At 69.6% G+C, this 16,121-nt stretch carries 15 protein-coding genes and 3 pseudogenes; 8 read left to right on the forward strand and 10 right to left on the reverse strand.

Features of this window, described 5'->3' with window-relative positions; translation table 11 throughout:
* Positions 1-99, reverse strand: a 99-nt coding sequence (locus OP79_RS57670) for a winged helix-turn-helix transcriptional regulator (protein WP_033329172.1), incomplete at its 3' end; no start/stop codon positions are given.
* Between the two features lie 103 nt (positions 100-202).
* On the opposite strand from OP79_RS57670, the pseudogene OP79_RS46035 reads away from it, so the two are divergent.
* Positions 203-448: pseudogene (locus OP79_RS46035) on the forward strand (PaaI family thioesterase); the annotation flags it as partial.
* Between the two features lie 7 nt (positions 449-455).
* Here the strand turns inward: OP79_RS46035 and OP79_RS46040 are convergent.
* The 4 genes from OP79_RS46040 to OP79_RS46055 are packed head-to-tail and all read right to left on the reverse strand — an operon-like array spanning position 456 to position 6,175.
* Entirely contained in the window at positions 456-2,474 is a 2,019-nt protein-coding gene (locus OP79_RS46040) for an acetoacetate--CoA ligase (protein WP_033329173.1), read from the reverse strand.
* Positions 2,471-4,075 carry a bifunctional 3-(3-hydroxy-phenyl)propionate/3-hydroxycinnamic acid hydroxylase MhpA gene (gene mhpA, locus OP79_RS46045; protein WP_051745698.1) on the reverse strand — a complete coding sequence of 535 codons (1,605 nt, stop codon included), beginning with the start codon at positions 4,073-4,075 and terminating at the stop codon, positions 2,471-2,473. The genes OP79_RS46040 and mhpA overlap by 4 nt, the downstream gene beginning before the upstream one ends.
* Before the next feature lie 19 nt (positions 4,076-4,094).
* On the reverse strand, positions 4,095-5,033 hold the full coding sequence (locus OP79_RS46050) for a fumarylacetoacetate hydrolase family protein (protein WP_033329174.1): 939 nt from the start codon (positions 5,031-5,033) through the stop codon (positions 4,095-4,097).
* On the reverse strand, positions 5,030-6,175 hold the full coding sequence (locus OP79_RS46055) for a VOC family protein (protein WP_033329175.1): 1,146 nt from the start codon (positions 6,173-6,175) through the stop codon (positions 5,030-5,032). Before OP79_RS46055 ends, OP79_RS46050 begins: the two co-directional genes overlap by 4 nt.
* 136 nt (positions 6,176-6,311) lie before the next feature.
* Between OP79_RS46055 and OP79_RS46060 the strand changes: the two genes are divergently transcribed.
* Positions 6,312-6,944 carry a TetR/AcrR family transcriptional regulator gene (locus OP79_RS46060; protein ID WP_033329176.1) on the forward strand — a complete coding sequence of 211 codons (633 nt, stop codon included), beginning with the start codon at positions 6,312-6,314 and terminating at the stop codon, positions 6,942-6,944.
* Here OP79_RS46060 and OP79_RS46065 read toward each other — a convergent pair.
* On the reverse strand, positions 6,931-7,260 hold the full coding sequence (locus tag OP79_RS46065) for a hypothetical protein (protein ID WP_033329177.1): 330 nt from the start codon (positions 7,258-7,260) through the stop codon (positions 6,931-6,933). The genes OP79_RS46060 and OP79_RS46065 overlap by 14 nt on opposite strands.
* A 5-nt stretch (positions 7,261-7,265) precedes the next feature.
* Positions 7,266-7,661, reverse strand: a complete 396-nt coding sequence (locus tag OP79_RS46070; protein WP_033329178.1) for a hypothetical protein — start codon at positions 7,659-7,661, stop codon at positions 7,266-7,268.
* A 184-nt stretch (positions 7,662-7,845) separates the two neighbouring features.
* On the opposite strand from OP79_RS46070, the pseudogene OP79_RS57675 reads away from it, so the two are divergent.
* The 4 genes and pseudogenes from OP79_RS57675 to OP79_RS54765 form a co-directional block, all read left to right on the forward strand.
* Positions 7,846-7,971, forward strand: a pseudogene (locus tag OP79_RS57675) (AraC family transcriptional regulator); the annotation flags it as partial.
* 61 nt (positions 7,972-8,032) lie between these two features.
* Positions 8,033-8,707: a glyoxalase gene (locus OP79_RS46080; protein ID WP_033329185.1), complete on the forward strand. Its 675-nt coding sequence runs from the start codon at positions 8,033-8,035 to the stop codon at positions 8,705-8,707.
* A 204-nt stretch (positions 8,708-8,911) separates the two neighbouring features.
* Positions 8,912-9,364 carry a hypothetical protein gene (locus OP79_RS46085; RefSeq protein WP_245685695.1) on the forward strand — a complete coding sequence of 151 codons (453 nt, stop codon included), beginning with the start codon at positions 8,912-8,914 and terminating at the stop codon, positions 9,362-9,364.
* Between the two features lie 38 nt (positions 9,365-9,402).
* Positions 9,403-11,556: a tetratricopeptide repeat protein gene (locus OP79_RS54765; protein WP_051745700.1), complete on the forward strand. Its 2,154-nt coding sequence runs from the start codon at positions 9,403-9,405 to the stop codon at positions 11,554-11,556.
* Between the two features lie 419 nt (positions 11,557-11,975).
* Here OP79_RS54765 and OP79_RS46095 read toward each other — a convergent pair whose 3' ends face one another.
* Positions 11,976-12,191 (reverse strand): DUF397 domain-containing protein, encoded by a 216-nt coding sequence (locus tag OP79_RS46095; RefSeq protein ID WP_033329181.1) that lies wholly within the window; start codon positions 12,189-12,191, stop codon positions 11,976-11,978.
* The gene (locus OP79_RS46100; protein WP_033329187.1) at positions 12,188-13,045 is read right to left on the reverse strand and encodes a helix-turn-helix domain-containing protein; all 858 of its coding nucleotides are present in this window, start codon (positions 13,043-13,045) and stop codon (positions 12,188-12,190) included. The genes OP79_RS46095 and OP79_RS46100 overlap by 4 nt, the downstream gene beginning before the upstream one ends.
* A gap of 181 nt (positions 13,046-13,226) precedes the next feature.
* Between OP79_RS46100 and OP79_RS46105 the strand changes: the two genes are divergently transcribed.
* Entirely contained in the window at positions 13,227-13,769 is a 543-nt protein-coding gene (locus OP79_RS46105; protein ID WP_211271010.1) for an ATP-binding protein, read from the forward strand.
* Positions 13,770-13,958: 189 nt separating this feature from the next.
* Positions 13,959-15,863: a pentapeptide repeat-containing protein gene (locus OP79_RS46110; RefSeq protein ID WP_033329189.1), complete on the forward strand. Its 1,905-nt coding sequence runs from the start codon at positions 13,959-13,961 to the stop codon at positions 15,861-15,863.
* 56 nt (positions 15,864-15,919) lie between these two features.
* Here the strand turns inward: OP79_RS46110 and OP79_RS46115 are convergent.
* A pseudogene (locus OP79_RS46115) lies at positions 15,920-16,121 on the reverse strand (sugar phosphate isomerase/epimerase); the annotation flags it as partial.

The raw sequence follows: 16,121 nt of genomic DNA on the forward strand, positions 1-16,121 counted from the left end.
GACGGCGTCACGCAGGATCAGCAGCGTCCATTTCTCCCCGATCACGTCGAGCGTGCGCTGGACGGGGCAGTTCTCCGTGCTCGCCTCAAGCCACTCCATTCCGCCATCGTACGGGCCTGACTTCGCTGTTGACAGTCAGGTGAACAAAAGCCTAGCTTCACTTGAAAAAGTCAGCTGACAGTCAGAGGGAAGGGCGCCGGCCGTGGGGCGAACGCGTACGTACAACTGGGACGATCCCGCGATCCTGGCGGAGGCCGCCGGGCGCATGGCCGGCATCGACTTCCTGCGCGAGGTGCAGGCGGGGCGGCTGCCAAGGGCGCCGATCGGCTATACCGTCGACTTCCCCTTGGACGAGGTGGAGCCCGGCAGGGCGGTCTTCTCGCTGACGCCGGGCGAGGAGCACTACAACCCGATCGGCAGCGTGCACGGCGGCATCTTCGCCACCCTGTTCCTCGTCACGTGCTGTTTCTCGCCTCCCGGCGTTCAGTGCCCAGGCGGGTGAAATACGCCAGGAGGTCGGGGCTGTCGACGGCCGCGGGGTCGACGACCTGGTCGGCAGGGGCTCCTTGGAGGAGGCGTTTGACGGGGACTTCGAGTTTCTTGCCGGTGCGGGTATGGGGGATGCCCGGGACGGCGAGGATCTCGTCGGGGACGTGACGCGGTGAGGCGCCGATGCGGATGGCCTCGCGGATCCGGTCGCGGAGGGCATTGTCCAGTTCGGCGCCGGCCGCGAGGACGACGAACAGCGGCATCCAGTAGCCGCCGTCCGGTTCCTCCGCGCCGATGACCAGGGCTTCGGTGATCTCCGGGAGGCGTTCGACGACGGCGTGGATGTCGGCGCTGCCCAGGCGTACGCCGTTGCGGTTGAGGGTGGAATCGGAGCGGCCGTGCACGATCAGCGAGCCATGACCGGTGACCGTGATCCAGTCGCCGTGCCGCCACACACCCGGGTACGAGCCGAAGTAGGCGTCGCGGAAACGGGTCCCGTCGGGGTCGTTCCAGAAGTGCAGCGGCATGGAGGGCATGGGGCGGGTGACGACCAGCTCGCCGACCTGATCCACCACCGGGAACCCTTCGGCGTCGTACGCCGCCAGGGCCACGCCCAGATGAGGCGCGGACAGCTCCCCGGCCCAGCCGGGCGTGGTGGGGGCGCTGCCGGCGAAGCCGGAGACGACGTCCGTGCCGCCGGTGATGGAGGCCAACTGGACGCGGTCGCCCACGTGGTCGCGGACCCAGGGGTGGGCCGAGGCGGGCAGCGTGGAGCCGGTGCAGCCGATGGTGCGGATCGACGACAGGTCGTGTACGGACGGGTCGATGCCGAACTTGGCCATGCCGAGGAGGTATTGAGGGCTGGTACCGAAGAGGGTGACGCGGTGGCGGGCGGCCAGTTCCCACAGGACGTCCGGGCGGGCGGCCGGGGCCGGGCTGCCGTCGTACGTACAGGTGGTGGCGCCCGTCAGGAGGGTGGAGGCGACCAGGTTCCACATCATCCAGTGGGTGGTGGTGTACCAGAGGAGGCGGTCGCCGGGGCACAGGTCGGAGTGGAGGCCGAGGGTCTTCAAGTGCTCCAGCAGGACGCCGCCGTGGCCGTGGACGATGCCCTTGGGTAGGCCGGTGGTGCCGGAGGAGAAGACGACCCACAGGGGGTGGTCGAACGGCACAGGCGTGCAGGTGAGTTGCTCGGTGCGGGTGACCGCGTCCTCCCAAGCAAGTGTCAGCGCCGGGTAGTTGCCCTCGGGCCAGGGCAGGCCCACGTGGTCCACCAGCACGGTGGCCTTGAGGGTGGGCAGCGAGCGTGCCAGGTCCAGGGCGGCGTCGCGGCGATCGTGGGTCGTGCCGTTGAAGAGGTAGCCGTCCCCGGCGATCAGCACCGTGGGCTCCAGCTGGCCGAAGCGGGCAGCGGCGGCCTGCGGAGCGTAGTCCTGGCCGCACACCGACCAGACAGCGCCGAGGCTCGCGGCGGCGAGGAAGGCGACGATCGCGTGCGGGGTGTTGGGCAGGTAGCCCACGACCCGGTCGCCCCGGCCGACGCCCAAGTCACGCAGGGTGGCGGCGATGGAGGCGACCTGGGCGCGCAGCCGGTCGCCGGACACCTCGTAGCCGGCTCCGGTCTCGTCCAGCGCGATGATCGCCGGCCGGTCGTCGCCGAGGTGGCGCAGGGCGTGGTGGGTGTAGTTGAGGGTGGCGCCGGGGAACCAGCGGGCGCCCGGCATCTTCTCCTCCTCCAGCACCCGCTCGTACGGCGCGGCCGCGTCGATGTCGAAGTACTCCCACACCGCGCTCCAGAACCCCTCGATGTCGGTGACGGACCAGCGGTGCAGGGCGGCGTAGTCGGTGTGGTCGTGGGCGTCGTCGAGGTGGCGCTGCCGCGCGAGCCGGCGGCCGAAGTCCGCGATACGGCTGTGTGCGGCCGTCTCCGGGTCGGGGGACCAGAAGGGTTCCGGGGACGACGGTGCGGCACTTGTCGTGGTCATCGCGCGGTGCTCCTCAAGAGTGCGGGGCGGTGGGTCGTACAGAGAAGGGGCGCCCAGGCCGCCGCGTCGGTGAAGCCGCCGCGGCCGGTGGGCACGGTGTCCAGGACGACGCGGTCGGGGCGCAGGAGTACGGCGTCCGCGCGGCCGTCGTGCAGCCAGGCGGCGAGGGTGCCGTCGTCGCCGGCCTCGTCCACGGGGACGATCCGGGCGCCGAGTCCTTCGGCGACGGCTCGTGCCGACGGGGTCAGGGGTACGGCGGTCAGGACGGCGAACGAGTCCCCGAGTACGTCGTCCAGGCGGAGGCGCCGGCCGTCGGCGGTCACCCAGGGCTGGGGGCAGCAGGTGCCGGAGAGGCGGCCGCGCCGTATCAGCGGGCCGGAGGTCAGTGCGGGGCTGATGCCACGGCCGGCGGCCAGGCCCGTCACACCCGGGATGCGGCAGGCGGCACCCAGCAGGGTCCGGCGGACCGTGGCGGCGCGGTCCTGGCCGCCGGTCATGGCCCAGCCCGTCGCGACGGCGAGGCGGATGACATGGCGGGCGTGGGGCTTGCGTTCGCTCTCGTAGGTGTCCAAGAGCCGTTTGTCGGCGTCCTGTTGGAGTACGCGGGTAAGTTTCCACGTGAGGTTGTGGGCGTCGCGTATGCCTGAGCACAGGCCCTGCCCGATGAAGGGCGGGGTGAGGTGGGCGGCGTCACCGAGCAGGAAGACCCGGCCCCGGCGCCACCGGTCGGCGACGCGGGCCCGGAAGGTGTAGCGGGCCTGCCGGATCACCTCGAAGTCGTCGGCGTCCGAGAGCGACACCCACGGGGCCACCAGCTCCCGCAACCGCTCCCGCCCGTGCGTGCCGTCGAGGCTCTCCCCGTCGCGGAGCCGGAACTCCCAGCGGTACCGGTCCTCGCCTATGCGCATGAACGTCGCGGGCCGGGCGGGGTCGCAGACCTGGTCGACGCCTTCCCAGCACCGCACGTGGGCGCGGGTGCGGACGTCGATGGCGGTCCAGTGCTCCTCGAAGCGCAGGTCCTCCCATACGGCGCCGATGGCGTCGCGGGTCAGGCTGCCCGCACCGTCGCAGCCCAGCACCACGTCGGCCCACAGGTGGGTCTCGCCGCCGTCCCCACGGACGGTCACGCGCACCGGGCCGTCGCCGTCCTGCGCTGCTACGGAGGTCACCTCCACGCCACCACGCAGCTCGCACTCCGGACGCCTGGCCAGGGCGTCTCGCAGCAGGCGTTCCAGCTGCGGCTGGTCGAACATGCTGGTCTGCGGAAAGCCGTGGTGCCCGTGCGGGGAGCGCCGGAACTCGGCCATCACCCGGTGCCGGGAGTCCAGCAGACGCAGCCCGCCGGCTGGCCGTGCGACGGCGGCGAACTCCCCGTCGATACCGGCGGCTTGGAGGATCCGCCGGACTTCGTCGTCCATGGCGACCGCGCGCGGCAGCGGGTAGACGTCCCGGTGACGCTCGAGGACGACGGTGCGGACTCCGCGCCGGGCGAGGAGGAGGGCGGTGGTGACGCCCACGGGCCCGGCTCCCACGATGACGACGGGTATGTGTGCCGCCTCGGTCGCGGTGTCCCGTTGCCCGACGGCCTCGTCTGTGGTCATGTGCGGCTCACCTCGTGTCTCAGTTCGCGCCGGTCACGGGCGTACGTTGCTCACCGAGGTCGATCAGCCCGTCGGGCGTCGCGATCGTGGCCGTGATCACGTCGCCCTCGTGGAGGTAACGCGGATTCCTGGCCTGGCTCTTGAAGAACGCCTTCCACTTGACGGCGGGTGGCAGCAGCGCGCCGATCTTCTCCACCGGCTTGGGCGGGGCCTTGAGGGCGGTGCCGCCGGGGGTGCCGGTCAGCAGCAGGTCGCCGGGGTCGAGAGCCTGGAAGCGGGCGAGCAGCGTGAGCGCCTGCGCCGGGCGGACGATCATGTCGGCGAGGGTGCGGTCCTGACGCAGCTCACCGTTGACGGACAACTTCAGCCGCAGATCGAGGAGATGGGCGAATTCCTCCGGCTCCAGCAGCGCCAGGTACGGCCCCGTCGGCGTGAAGGTCGGATACGACTTGCTCTCGTAGAACTGGGTCTTGGTCAGCTGTACGTCGCGGGCGCTGACGTCGTTGGTGACGACGAGCCCGGCGACGTACGAGGGCAGGTCCTGCTCGGTGACGACGGTGCCCACGGGCAGGGGTGCGCCCATGACCAGGCCGAGTTCGACCTCGTAGTCGAGGAACTTCACATGCGCCGGCCGGACGACCGCGTCGTGCGGGCCGCTGACCGAGCCGGACGCCTTGCGGAAGAAGGTGGGCGGGATGTCGCCGGTGAAGCCCGAATCGCGGGCGTGGCTGCGGTAGTTGACCATCTGGGCGACCACGCGGCAGGGCGTGGTGATGGGGGAGAGGGCCACAAGGTCAGCGACGGGCGTGCCGGGAGCGCCGCTCGCGGCGGCCTCGCGTACGGCGGCACGGTCGGCGAGCAGCTCGGCAGTGGTGACGGCCTTGGTGTCGACGCGGACGGCTCGCACGTCGCGGACCACCCACCAACCGTCGGCGCTGCGCAGGACATTGGTGCTCATGAGTTCATCGCTTTCATCAGGCCCAGCAGCCGGGCCGGGTCGAGTTCGTTGTCGCCGCGCAGGGCGTGCAGCACCTCACGGACCTTGGCGGGAGACGGATTGGCGCCGAGGAAGTCGCGGGTCGCCGGCGGCCCCCATTGCGCGAGGCCGCTCGCCGACATGGGGGACCAGCCGGGTTCGACGTCGTGGGAGAAGAGGTCGCCGTCGGCGAAGTGCTCCAGCATGAAGCGGTCCGGATCGCGCCAGTAGTCGAAGAGCTGGCTGCCGTAGAGGTGCCGGCCGATGCCCCAGCTGCGTTGATAGCCGCGCTCGGCCAGGTACTCCCCGCCCGCCGCGATCGCGTCGAGGTCGGTGACCTGGTAGGCGGAGTGGACGTAGCCCGTCCCCGGGCCAAGGTGCATCGCCAGCGTGTGGTGATCCACCGCGACGCTTCCCTGGTCGCAGCGGATGAACGCCATGACCGGGCCGCGCTCCCGCTGACCGTCCAGGAAGTGGAAGTCGCTGACGATCATGCCGAGGGTGTCCAGGTACCAGCCCAGGGCACGGGCGAACACCCGCGTCTCCAGGACCACATGTCCCAGCCGCTGAACGCGTGACGGCTCGCGCGGCGGGCGCTGCGTGACGTTCGTACGACGGTGATCCGTCCCGGAGTTGAGAAGGAGCGGCCGTTGTTCGGGCAGCGCGGGCAGTTCCTCGGCACGGTGTACGACCCGCACCGGGATGCCGGAGGGGTCGAGCAGGTCGACCACCTTGCCGCCGCCGGGCGCGTCCACGTCTCGCACGGCGGAGCCGGTCGCGCGGGCCAGCCGGTCCAGGTCGGCCCGCTCTGCCGCGCGGAACGCAGGGCCGATGAAACGGGACGTACGGCCGCGTCGGATCACCATGCAGGGCGAGCCGGCGAAGGTGCCCCGCAGCCACAGCGCGCGCTCGGTGCGGGCGGCGATCCCGAAACCGAAGTCACGCGCGAAGACCTCCGCGCGGTCGAGGTCGGGTTTCTCGAACTCCAGCCAGGCCAGGTCGGCCACCTTGATCAGCGGATCGCGGGAGCGCCCGGGGTGTTCGCCGCGCAGGGCGCCCTGCGCGCTGTGGAGGTCCTGGTGGGCTGTTCTGACGTCGGTCTCGTCCACGTGGGTTTGGGACACGGTGCCCTCCAAGCAACATTGCCGTAATGATGAAAGCATCAGCTCTGAGGAATTCATCGTCAAGGGCTTGGCGGAGGCAAAATGATGGATCCATCAGAAATGCGATCGTCATCGTCGCCGTTGTTAGACTCACCGCATGCCGACCTCAGCCCCGCCCAGCAACCGCTTCGAACGGCGCCGCGCCGGCACCCGCCAGGCGCTCGTCCGCGCGGCCCGGCAGATCCTGGCCGAGACCGGAGACACCAGCGCGAGCATCCAGGCGATCGCGGAGCGCGCGGACGTCGGTTTCGGCACCTTCTACAACCACTTCGAGTCGAAGACGGAACTGTTCGACGCGGCGGTGGTGGACGCGCTCGAGGAGTTCGGCCAGGCCATCGACGAGCGTCTGCGGGGGACCGACGACCCGGCCGAGCTCGTCGCGGCGGGCCTGAGGCTCAGCGCGCGGATGGTCGACTCCCACCCGGAGCTCATGCAGATCCTGCGCCACCGCGGACTCGGACACATCCACTCCGACCGGGGGCTCGCGCCCCGAGCCCTGCGCGACCTGGAACGCGGGGTCGCCGAGGGCCGTTTCGCCGCCGTCGACCCGACCGTCGCCCTGTCCGCGCTGGGCGGGTCCCTGCTGTCCCTGGTGGAGCTGAGGTTCGCCCGCCCCGAACTCGACGCCGAGGAGGCGGCCTCCAGCCTGGCGGAGATGGTCCTTCGCATGTTGGGGGTTCCTTCGGACGACGCCCGCGACGTCGCCCGTCAGCCCCTCAGTTCGGCGTGAAGGCCCTGGCCGCGGCGGTGAAGGCGGTTGTCCAGCCGGATGTGTCGGAGGTGCCGGACGTGCCGGATGTTCTGGACGTGATGATGCTGGCGATGTAGCCGTCCGGCTGTACGAGGACGAGCGCGTCGCCGGTGATGCCGTAGAGGCTGTTCAGCCGGCCGGTGGTGTCGGCGAGGACGCCGTCGTCGTCGATGTCGCGCCCGGTGCGGACGGCGTAGCGGCGCAGTTCGGCGCCGTCGGCGGGCCAGGTCAGCTTGGGCAGCGACTCGGCGGCGTCGGGGCCGAAGGCCAGGAGCCGCGTGTGCAGCTCCGGCATGTCCGTCACGCGGCTGCCCGGGTGCGGGAGGCGAGCTGGGAGAAGGCGTCTTCCCACACGGTACGCACGGTGCGGCCGACGAGGGTGCGCAGGACCGGCCACAGCTGGAGGAGCAGGTCCTGGTTGAGGTAGCGGGGCAGGTCGTCGTGCAGGCCCTCGTGCAGGACGGTGCGGTACAGGCCCATGCGCTGGCGAGGCTTGCTCAGGTCGTAGGAGGTCATCCCGGACCAGGCCATGTGCAGCGGCAGCTCCACGACTCCCTGGGGCGGGCCGTGCAACTCGTCCAGCGACTCCGGCAGACGCCGCCGGAACTTCTCCCGGTACAGCGCGAGGTCCTCGGCGACTGCGCCCGCGAGGTCCCTCGGCGCGGGTGCGGGGTGTTGCTGTGAGCTGGAGGGCATGGCTCCATTATGGCGGCCGGAGAAGCGGCGCGGGTCATGATGGGCGAGCCGCGGCGTCTGGAGTACGCGGGGCGGACCTTTGCCAGGTCGGCTGGTGGTGGCAACCAGATCCGGCTCGAAGACAAGCTGTCTTTCTGTGACGCGGAGTTGGCCCCCAGCCGCTGAGGGCAGGAGGTCACGACGAGTGGTACGCGGTCACCAGCAGCGCATCGGCGGTGCGCGCTCCCGGGCCTCCTACGGCGAGTCGTCGTACGCGTACCTGATGACGCGTCGCACCGAGCGCGCGACAGCGCTGCTGCGGCGTGGCGAACCAGGTGACAAGAACCGGTCAGGAATCGAGAAGCCACGGCCGCCGAGCAGCCCATAGCGTGATGGGCATGGCAACCACCGCAACCACCGCGTCCATTACCTCCGTCACCATCGAGGTGGCCGACCCTGAGACCGCCCACCGCTTCCACACCGCCTTGGGAGTGGACACGCACATACGCCTGCGGGCGTCCGAGGCGCACTCCACCGGATTCCGCGGCTTCACCCTGGCGCTCACGGTGTCCCGGCCGGCCACCGTCGACAGCTTCCTCAGCGCCGCCGTGGACGCCGGCGCCACGGTGCTGAAGCCCGCCACGAAGTCGCTGTGGGGCTACGGCGGCGTCGTCCAGGCGCCGGACGGGACGATCTGGAAGGTCGCGACCTCGGCGAAGAAGGACACCGGCCCGGCCACCCGCGAGATCGACGAGATCGTCCTCCTGCTCGGCGTCGAGGACGTGAAGGCCAGCAAGCAGTTCTACGTCGGCCGGGGCCTGACCGTGGCCAGGAGCTTCGGCGGCAAGTACGCCGAGTTCGCCTCCGACGAGTCCAGCCCCGTCAAGCTGGCGCTGTACAAGCGTCGCGGCCTGGCCAAGGACCTCGGCGTCCCCGCCGACGGCACCGGTTCGCACCGCATCGTCCTCGGCAGCACTGTCGGCCCCTTCACCGACCCGGACGGATTCGCCTGGGAGGCCGCCACGTCGCTCACCCCCGCGCCGTCCACGGCGTCCGCACAGTCCTGACTCCCGGCCCTGAACTCCCGCCCCGAGCTGCCTCATCCCTGAGGCGGCCCGCTCAATACGTCCGAAGAGTCTGGAACCTTGGCGTCTCACGCAGCGTGTTAGAGGGAAATCGGAGCGTGCTGCCTGGCGCATCGGTACGGTCGTTTTTCTTCAGGTCGGTCGTTCATCGCAGGGGGTGGCGGGATGTTGGCGGAGTCATTGACGATGCTGGCAGCGGCGGGCGGTGCAGCGGTAGTGCAAGCCGCGGGCACGGACGCGTGGACCGGGCTGCGCAGCAAGATCGCTGCATGGTTCGGACGCGGCAACCAGACGCGTGAGCGGGTAGAGCTGGAACGGCTGGACCGCAGCGCGGCCGAACTCGCCGGAGCCGAGGAAGACACCGAGCGGGCACGCCTGCGCCAGGAGACGGTGTGGCAGACCCGTATTGAGGACTTCTTCGAGGAGCTTGCGGACGAGGAACGAGAAGAAGCAGCGGCCGCGCTGCAGGCTGTGCTGAAGGAGACGGCCGGCGCGGTATCGGCCGGGACCGGCAGTGCCGCCGCCGGACGGGACATGAACGTCCGGGCTGACCGCGGTTCGTTCGCGACGGTGACGGCTGACATCAAGGGCGGCGTGCGGTTGGGAAACCCTACACAGCCGGGTCCGGATCAGCCCTGACCGCACCCGGGAGCACGGCGGACCCAGGCTCCGGCGTGATGGCTCACAACGGAGCGCTGGCTGCCAACTCCCTGTATGCCGACACCATCCATGTCGGTGGCGCAGGACCGGCGTCGGTGCCGGAGCGGGTCACAGTGGTACCGCCGCTGGGACTGCGAGACCCCTCGCGCCCTCTGAGGGGCCGCGACGTACTGCTTCAGCACTTGGAGTCGGCGCTCAGCCCCGGGGGCAAGCGACAGATACAGGTGCTGAGCGGCATGGGCGGATGCGGCAAAACGTCCCTGGCCTTGGAAATCGCCCACCGCCGCACCAGCGCGGGGCAACAGGTGTGGTGGATCGACGCTCGCCAGGACACCACTTTGGAGGCCGGATTCCGTGCCGTGGCCCGCCATGCCGGGGCCACAGACGAGCAGTTGAGTGCCGGCGATGCCGTGGACGTGCTGTGGGCGCGTCTGTCCCACCTGGCTACACCCTGGCTGCTCGTGGTGGACAACGCCGATGATCCCGCGCTGCTGGACGGCCCCGGCAGCCTACGGGCCGGTACCGGCTGGCTCCGGCCCCATGCGAGTCCGGCCGGAAGCGTACTGATCACCACCCGCGACAGCGGCGCCGGAACCTGGGGCAGCATGTGTGCCCTGCACCCCGTGCGCCCCCTGTCCGGCGACGACAAGATCGCCGACGCGGTCCAGATCCTGCTGGACCACGCATCCGCCGCCGCGGGCACGGCAGACGATGCCCGCCGACTGGCCGCTCGCCTCGGTGGCTTGCCGTTGGCCCTCCGCCTGGCCGGCACATACCTGGCCGAGGCCAACCAGGTGCCGCCCGCCTACCGCAACCTCAGCACCCCCACCGACTTCTCGTCCTACCGCAGAGCCCTCGACGAAGACCTGCGCCGGGTCGACCCCGCGAATGTGATCCACCAGACATGGGCCATGTCCATGGGCCTGCTGGAGAAACGCGGTGACTTCCTCGCCCTGCCCCTGCTGGAACTGATCACCACGTTCGCCGACGCTCCACTGCCCTACACCCTGCTCCTCAACCCGACCACCCTGGCCGATGCGGGAGAACTCGCCGAGCTGGACGGCCCCGGCCTCTGGAAGTTGTTGACGGCCCTTGCGAGCCTCGGCCTACTCGATCTCGCCGAGTCCAACGCGGAAGCCGGCGCCCTTCCGACGGCGCGAGTGCATCCCCTTGTCCGCGATGCCACCCGCAGCCAAACATCCCTCGGGACAGCCATCAGTGCACTGGACAGTGCCGCAAACGCCGACGAGACCGGACCCCCGGAGGAACCTGCCTACCGGGATCGCTGGCAACTGCTGCAGCCTCATGCCCAGTACCTGTTTCACAGCGCCCGCACCGCTGCTCTGTCCAGCCCCATCACGATGAAGGCTGCCGAGACGGCTGCACTCGCAGCCCGATATCTCCGGGTCCGTGGCCTGTACCTCCAGGCCCGCACGGAGTTGGAGGCCGTCCTCGCCCTAAGCCGCGAGCACCGGGGCGAAACCCACCCGGAAACTCTGAGCACCCGGAACAACCTTGCTTTGGTGCTGTGGGATCAGGAAGAACTGGACGTAGCCCGTACGGAGTTCGAGGCCATCCTCGCCCTAAGCCGCGAACATCTGGGCGAAACCCGCCCGGCCACTCTGACCACCCGGAACAACCTTGCTCTCGTGCTGAGCGATCAGGGAGAGTTGAACATAGCCCGTACGGAGTTCGAGGCCATCCTCGCCCTAAGCCGCGAACATCTGGGCGAAACTCACCCGGAAACTTTGACCACCCGGCACAACCTTGCTTCAGTGCTGAGCGATCAGGGAGTGCTGAGCGTAGCCCGTACGGAGTTCGAGGCCGTCCTCGTCCTGCGCCGCGAGCATCTGGGCGAAACCCACCCGGCCACTCTGAGCACCCGGCAGGAGCATGCTTTGGTGCTGAGCGAGCAGGGAGAGCTGAACATGGCCCGTACGGAGTTCGAGGCCGTCCTCGTCCTGCGCCGCGAGCATCTGGGCGAAACCCACCCGGACACTCTGAGCACCCGGCAGGAGCATGCTTTGGTGCTGCGCGAGCAGGGAGAGCTGGATGTAGCCCGCACGGAGTTGGAGGCCGTCCTCGCCTTGCGCCGCGAACACCTGGGCGAAACCCACCCGGCCACGACGAACACACGCACCTGGCTGCGGCAACTGGGCGGCCATGCATGACATTCAGCCCGATGCTTCTGCGGCTCTGTGTCAGCACACCGCACTCCGGCAGTCAGGCTCCCTGGCTCCTCATCCTGCCCAGTAGATCTCGCGCATCTCGATGGCTCCAGCGTGCGGTACGTAATGGATCCAGCGGCGTGGCCCAAATGCCTCGCGGATTTCCTCGACGGAGCCGGGGCCGCGTACATCCGGCCACGCTCGCGGCGCCGCCCGCACCCGCTCGATGAGGCGAGCACCTCGCGCCGTGCGTCATAGCTCGGCAACTCGGCCATGACCCTCCGAGGCAAGTTCCTCCACCACACCAGACCGCATCGTATAGGCGGACTTGGTGACGATCCGGCTCCGGCTGTCGCCAAACCGCCCACGCAAAAGCCCTGCCGTCCGAAGGAACCGGCAGGGCTCTCGCGATCGTACGAGCGTCAGGCGCCCGGTCCCGACGAGGCCAGCTCGAGGAGCCCGGCCCACGCCTCACGCGAGACCGTGACGACGGGCCCGGCGGCGGCCTTGGAGTCCCGGACGTGCACAGCAGCCGTACTGGCCGCGACCTCTACACACTCGCCGCCCTCGGTTCCGCTGTAGCTGCTCTTGAACCAGACGAGACCAGATGCGACGGTCGAGGACTCAGCGTTGTTCATAGCGATTCCAGCAACCCTTCGATGAACTCCAGTGACTCTCGCGGACTGAGAGCCTGCGAACGGATGATCCCATAGCGGGCGGCGGCGAGAGCAGTCTGTTCCGGGTCGGTCTGGAGAGAGCCGATGCCCTGTGCCTCGACGTACACGAACTTCTTGCCGTCCTTGCGCGTGACAACCGTGAACGGCCCGTTCACGCCTGCGTTGTCCTCGCAGTCGAGCGGCATGACCTGGATCTCGACGTTCTGCTTCTGACCGATCAGGAGCAGATGCTCCAACTGCCCGCGCAGCACGTCCTTTCCACCGTACCGGTGCCGTAGTACTGCTTCTGTGATCACGAAGCTCAACAACGGCCCAGGCGAGCGGTCGAAGATGTCCTGGCGGGCCAGTCGCGCCGTAACCCGCTGCTCAATGGTCTCCTGGTCCAGAGCCGGACGCCGCATGGCGAGCAGTGCCCGCATGTACTCCTCGGTCTGGACCAGACCGTTGAACACAAGCGCGCTGTACGAGAGCAGTTCAATGGCCGCCTTCTCCAAGGCCGCCATCCCCTGGAAGAACACCGGATACTGAGCTTGCTCCAACTCCTCCTTCCAGGCGCTCAGCAACCCGTCCGCATCGAGCGCCTCGTCCGCCCGGTCGATGGTCCGAGACGACGGGATCCTCCGCCCCTGCTCGAACGACGCAACCGTCGCGGCCGAATACCCGATCCGCTTCCCGAACTCCTCGCGGTCCAGCCCCGCTCGCACGCGTAGCGTCTTCATGTTCTTCCCGAACGCGGTGACCACGCCTTTCCCGGCCTCGTCTCCGGGCCGCCGCCCGCCCCCGTCGTTGCCCTCCCAGTCGTCCCCGAGACTCAAGACCGCTCCGCCGCCACACCCGTACGCTCCGCCATCGACTACCTCCTCCCCGGCCCAACGCCCCGCAGTGGACGCCGTCACGCCGCGCGCCTCGTACCCGTGGACACACAGCGCGTACAGCCGGTCCGCGTCGGTGCGTCACCTTTGGTCACGCTACGCCACCAAGAGGACCGTGGTGACCATGACGACCAATCCCGACAGCCCCACCGGCACCACCCAACTCGCCGCCCTCACCTCGGACTTGACCTCCGCCCCCGATCCCCGCGACCGCACCTTCGAGATGCGGTTCACCTCCACACCTCGCGGAGCCCGTCTCGCCCGCCGCCTGGCAGCCGTCCGGCTGGACGCCTGGGGAATCCCGTACGACACCGAAGCCCACGACGCGATCGTGCTGATCGTCGCCGAGCTGAGCGCGAACGCCGTGACGCACGGCCACGTCCCCGGCCGGGACTTCCACCTCTGCCTGTGCCTCGCGGCGCGGACCGGCACCGCCCGCGTCGAGGTCACCGACACCCGCACCGAACGCGTACCGCCCCGGCCAGGAGCCCTCCCTGACCTCGCAGATGACGAAACCGGCCGGGGACTCCTCCTGGTCGACCGCCTTGCCACCCGCTGGGACTGGCACCCGCGCCCCGACGGTCCGGGCAAGACGATCTGGGCGGAGTACGACCTCCCCGGGAGAGTGGCCCTTGCGTCTGACGCGGTCAGCCGGGCTCTTGGCTGACCAGCCGGTCCAGCATGCACGGCAGGACGTACGGGGCGTTCAACGCCATGCCCTGGTCCCGGCGCCGGGACCGGTGTCGGACCGCACGGCAAATTTCAGTACGCCCTTCAGTGCCGCAGCGAAGATTCAGTGCTGCGGCTCGGAGGCGGAGACGGCAACTATCCGGCCGTGCTCGATCGTCCTTCGGGTATGTCACACCCGAGTCCCGAACCGTCCCCAATTTCACATGACTGGCCGTTCTGTGGTCACGACACCCCCCAGGAGGACCCGCTCGGCTGCCAAGGCATCCCCGTCCCCGGCCACACCGCATGCCTCGTCCACCTGCCCGACACCGACCGTGATGCCTACCTGGCCGGCCTGACCCCCGGCACCGACATCGACCACCGCGGCACCTCCTTCACCGAACCCCTTCTCGATGCCCTCCTCAACGCCCTGCGCGACCCCGCTACCGGACACCCCCGCCTCGGCAACGCCGTATTTGCGTCGGCGACCTTCCAGGGCAGCGCCAGGTTTGATTCGGTGATCTTCCAGGGCATCGCCGTATTTGCGTTGGCTACCTTCGAGCGCGATGCCCGATTCAATTCAGTGACCTTTCATGACGACGCCTGGTTCGGGGCGGCGATCTTCCAGGGCTACGTCGACTTTGGGTCGGCGACCTTCGAGCGCGACGCCTGGTTCGATGGGGTGACTTTCCTGGACGGCGCCCTGTTCGTATCGGCGGCCTTCCAGGGCAACGCCGAGTTCCAGTACGCGAGCTTTCAGCACGACGCCTTCTTCAGGGCGGCGGCCTTCACTGGCCTCGCCGAGTTCTCGTCGGCGGCCTTCAAGCGCGACGCCTTGTTCAGGGCGGCGGTCTTCGAGCGCGACGCCAGGTTCAGGACGGTGACCTTCCAGGGCGACGCCTGGTTCGATTCGGTGATCTTCCAGGGCGACGCCGTATTTGCATCGGCCGACTTCGGGTGCGACGCCCGATTCGAGCAGGCGGTTTTCGAGCGGTCGGTCAGCCTCGGGCCGTTGGTGTGCGCCGGGCGGGTGGAGTTGTCCGGGGCGATGTTCAGCGGCCCGGTGACCCTCTCGCTTGCCGCGCGCCGCCTGGAATGCCGGAGGACTCGCTGGTCGTCAACCGCCGAGTTGCGGCTGCGCTACGCCACGGTGGACTTCGCCCACGCGGTCTTCGAGTATCCCCTCACGATCGCCGCCGAGGCCGACCCCTTCGTTCTCCCCGACGGACGGACGGTGGCAGAGCAGGTTCTGGCCGACGCGCCCGACGCCACGGTGCGCATCGCCTCGCTGCGTGGCGTGGACGCGGCCCATCTGGTCCTCGCCGACGTCGACCTGTCGGGGTGCCTGTTCACCGGGACCGTGCATCTGGACCAGCTCCGCCTGGAGGGCCTCTGCTCCTTCGACAAGGTCCCGCTCAACGCGATGCGCTGGCACCCGGTCCGGTTCACCCAGCGCCGTACCCTCGCCGAAGAGCACCACTGGCGCGCGAGCCGGCCGAGAGCAGTCCGGGGCTGGAACGTGGCGGTGTTCGGCGCCGGGCACGTCGGGCCGGCGCAGCTGGCGCCGGTGTACCGGGCACTGCGCAAGGCGTTCGAGGACGGCAAGGACGAGCCGGGGGCGGCGGATTTCTACTACGGCGAGATGGAGATGCGCCGCCACGACCGCACCGGCACCTCCCGCGCCGAACGCGGACTGCTGCACGGCTATTGGATGCTGTCCGGCTACGGTCTGCGCGCCTCCCGGGCCCTGGGCTGGCTCGCTGTCGCCATGCTCATCACCGTCATGCTGCTGATGGGCTTCGGGCTTCCGAAGGACTCCCCGAAGCAGGAAGCGACCGGCACCGTGCCGTCCGGCGGAGGCAGGGTCACCTTCGAGATCGACAAGGCTGATCCCCAGAACCCCACGGGGGACCGGTTCACCGGCGAGCGCTTCGAGAAGGCCCTGAACGTCACGCTCAACTCGGTGGTGTTCCGCTCCTCCGGCCAGGACCTGACCACTGCCGGCACCTACATCGAGATGGCGTCCCGCGTGACCGAGCCGGTCCTGTTGGGCCTGGCGGTCCTGGCCGTCCGCAACCGCGTCAAACGCTGACCCCAGCGCCCCCACGGTCGGGGCGGTCCGACAACCGGGCCACGTACCGGCGTGCCTTACAGCCCCGCCGCGGCGCTGTGCAGGTTCTTCGCGGCCAGCGCGAGGCCCTCGGTCTGCGAGTAGGCGGCGTCCTCGTGCTCGATGTTGACCGCCATGTCCGGGTCGATCTCGGCGAGGGCGCGCAGGAACTCCGTCCAGTAGGGGACGTCGTTGCCGAGGCCGACCGCGACGAACTTCCACGCCGGGTTCTGAGGCCAG

This window comes from Streptomyces yerevanensis (assembly GCF_000716805.1).
Classification (GTDB): domain Bacteria; phylum Actinomycetota; class Actinomycetes; order Streptomycetales; family Streptomycetaceae; genus Streptomyces; species Streptomyces flaveus.

Excerpts from the sequence above, each read along its gene's own strand:
- OP79_RS46065 (WP_033329177.1), bottom strand. The coding sequence starts at position 7,260 with ATGCCGGAGCTGCACACGCGGCTCCTGGCCTTCGGCCCCGACGCCGCC.
- OP79_RS46110 (WP_033329189.1), top strand. The coding sequence starts at position 13,959 with ATGTCACACCCGAGTCCCGAACCGTCCCCAATTTCACATGACTGGCCG.
- OP79_RS46050 (WP_033329174.1), bottom strand. The coding sequence starts at position 5,033 with ATGAGCACCAATGTCCTGCGCAGCGCCGACGGTTGGTGGGTGGTCCGC.
- OP79_RS46070 (WP_033329178.1), bottom strand. The coding sequence starts at position 7,661 with ATGCCCTCCAGCTCACAGCAACACCCCGCACCCGCGCCGAGGGACCTC.
- OP79_RS46060 (WP_033329176.1), top strand. The coding sequence starts at position 6,312 with ATGCCGACCTCAGCCCCGCCCAGCAACCGCTTCGAACGGCGCCGCGCC.
- OP79_RS46085 (WP_245685695.1), top strand. The coding sequence starts at position 8,912 with ATGCTGGCAGCGGCGGGCGGTGCAGCGGTAGTGCAAGCCGCGGGCACG.
- OP79_RS46080 (WP_033329185.1), top strand. The coding sequence starts at position 8,033 with ATGGGCATGGCAACCACCGCAACCACCGCGTCCATTACCTCCGTCACC.
- OP79_RS46105 (WP_211271010.1), top strand. The coding sequence starts at position 13,227 with ATGACGACCAATCCCGACAGCCCCACCGGCACCACCCAACTCGCCGCC.
- mhpA (WP_051745698.1), bottom strand. The coding sequence starts at position 4,075 with ATGACCACAGACGAGGCCGTCGGGCAACGGGACACCGCGACCGAGGCG.
- OP79_RS54765 (WP_051745700.1), top strand. The coding sequence starts at position 9,403 with ATGGCTCACAACGGAGCGCTGGCTGCCAACTCCCTGTATGCCGACACC.
- OP79_RS46095 (WP_033329181.1), bottom strand. The coding sequence starts at position 12,191 with ATGAACAACGCTGAGTCCTCGACCGTCGCATCTGGTCTCGTCTGGTTC.
- OP79_RS46040 (WP_033329173.1), bottom strand. The coding sequence starts at position 2,474 with ATGACCACGACAAGTGCCGCACCGTCGTCCCCGGAACCCTTCTGGTCC.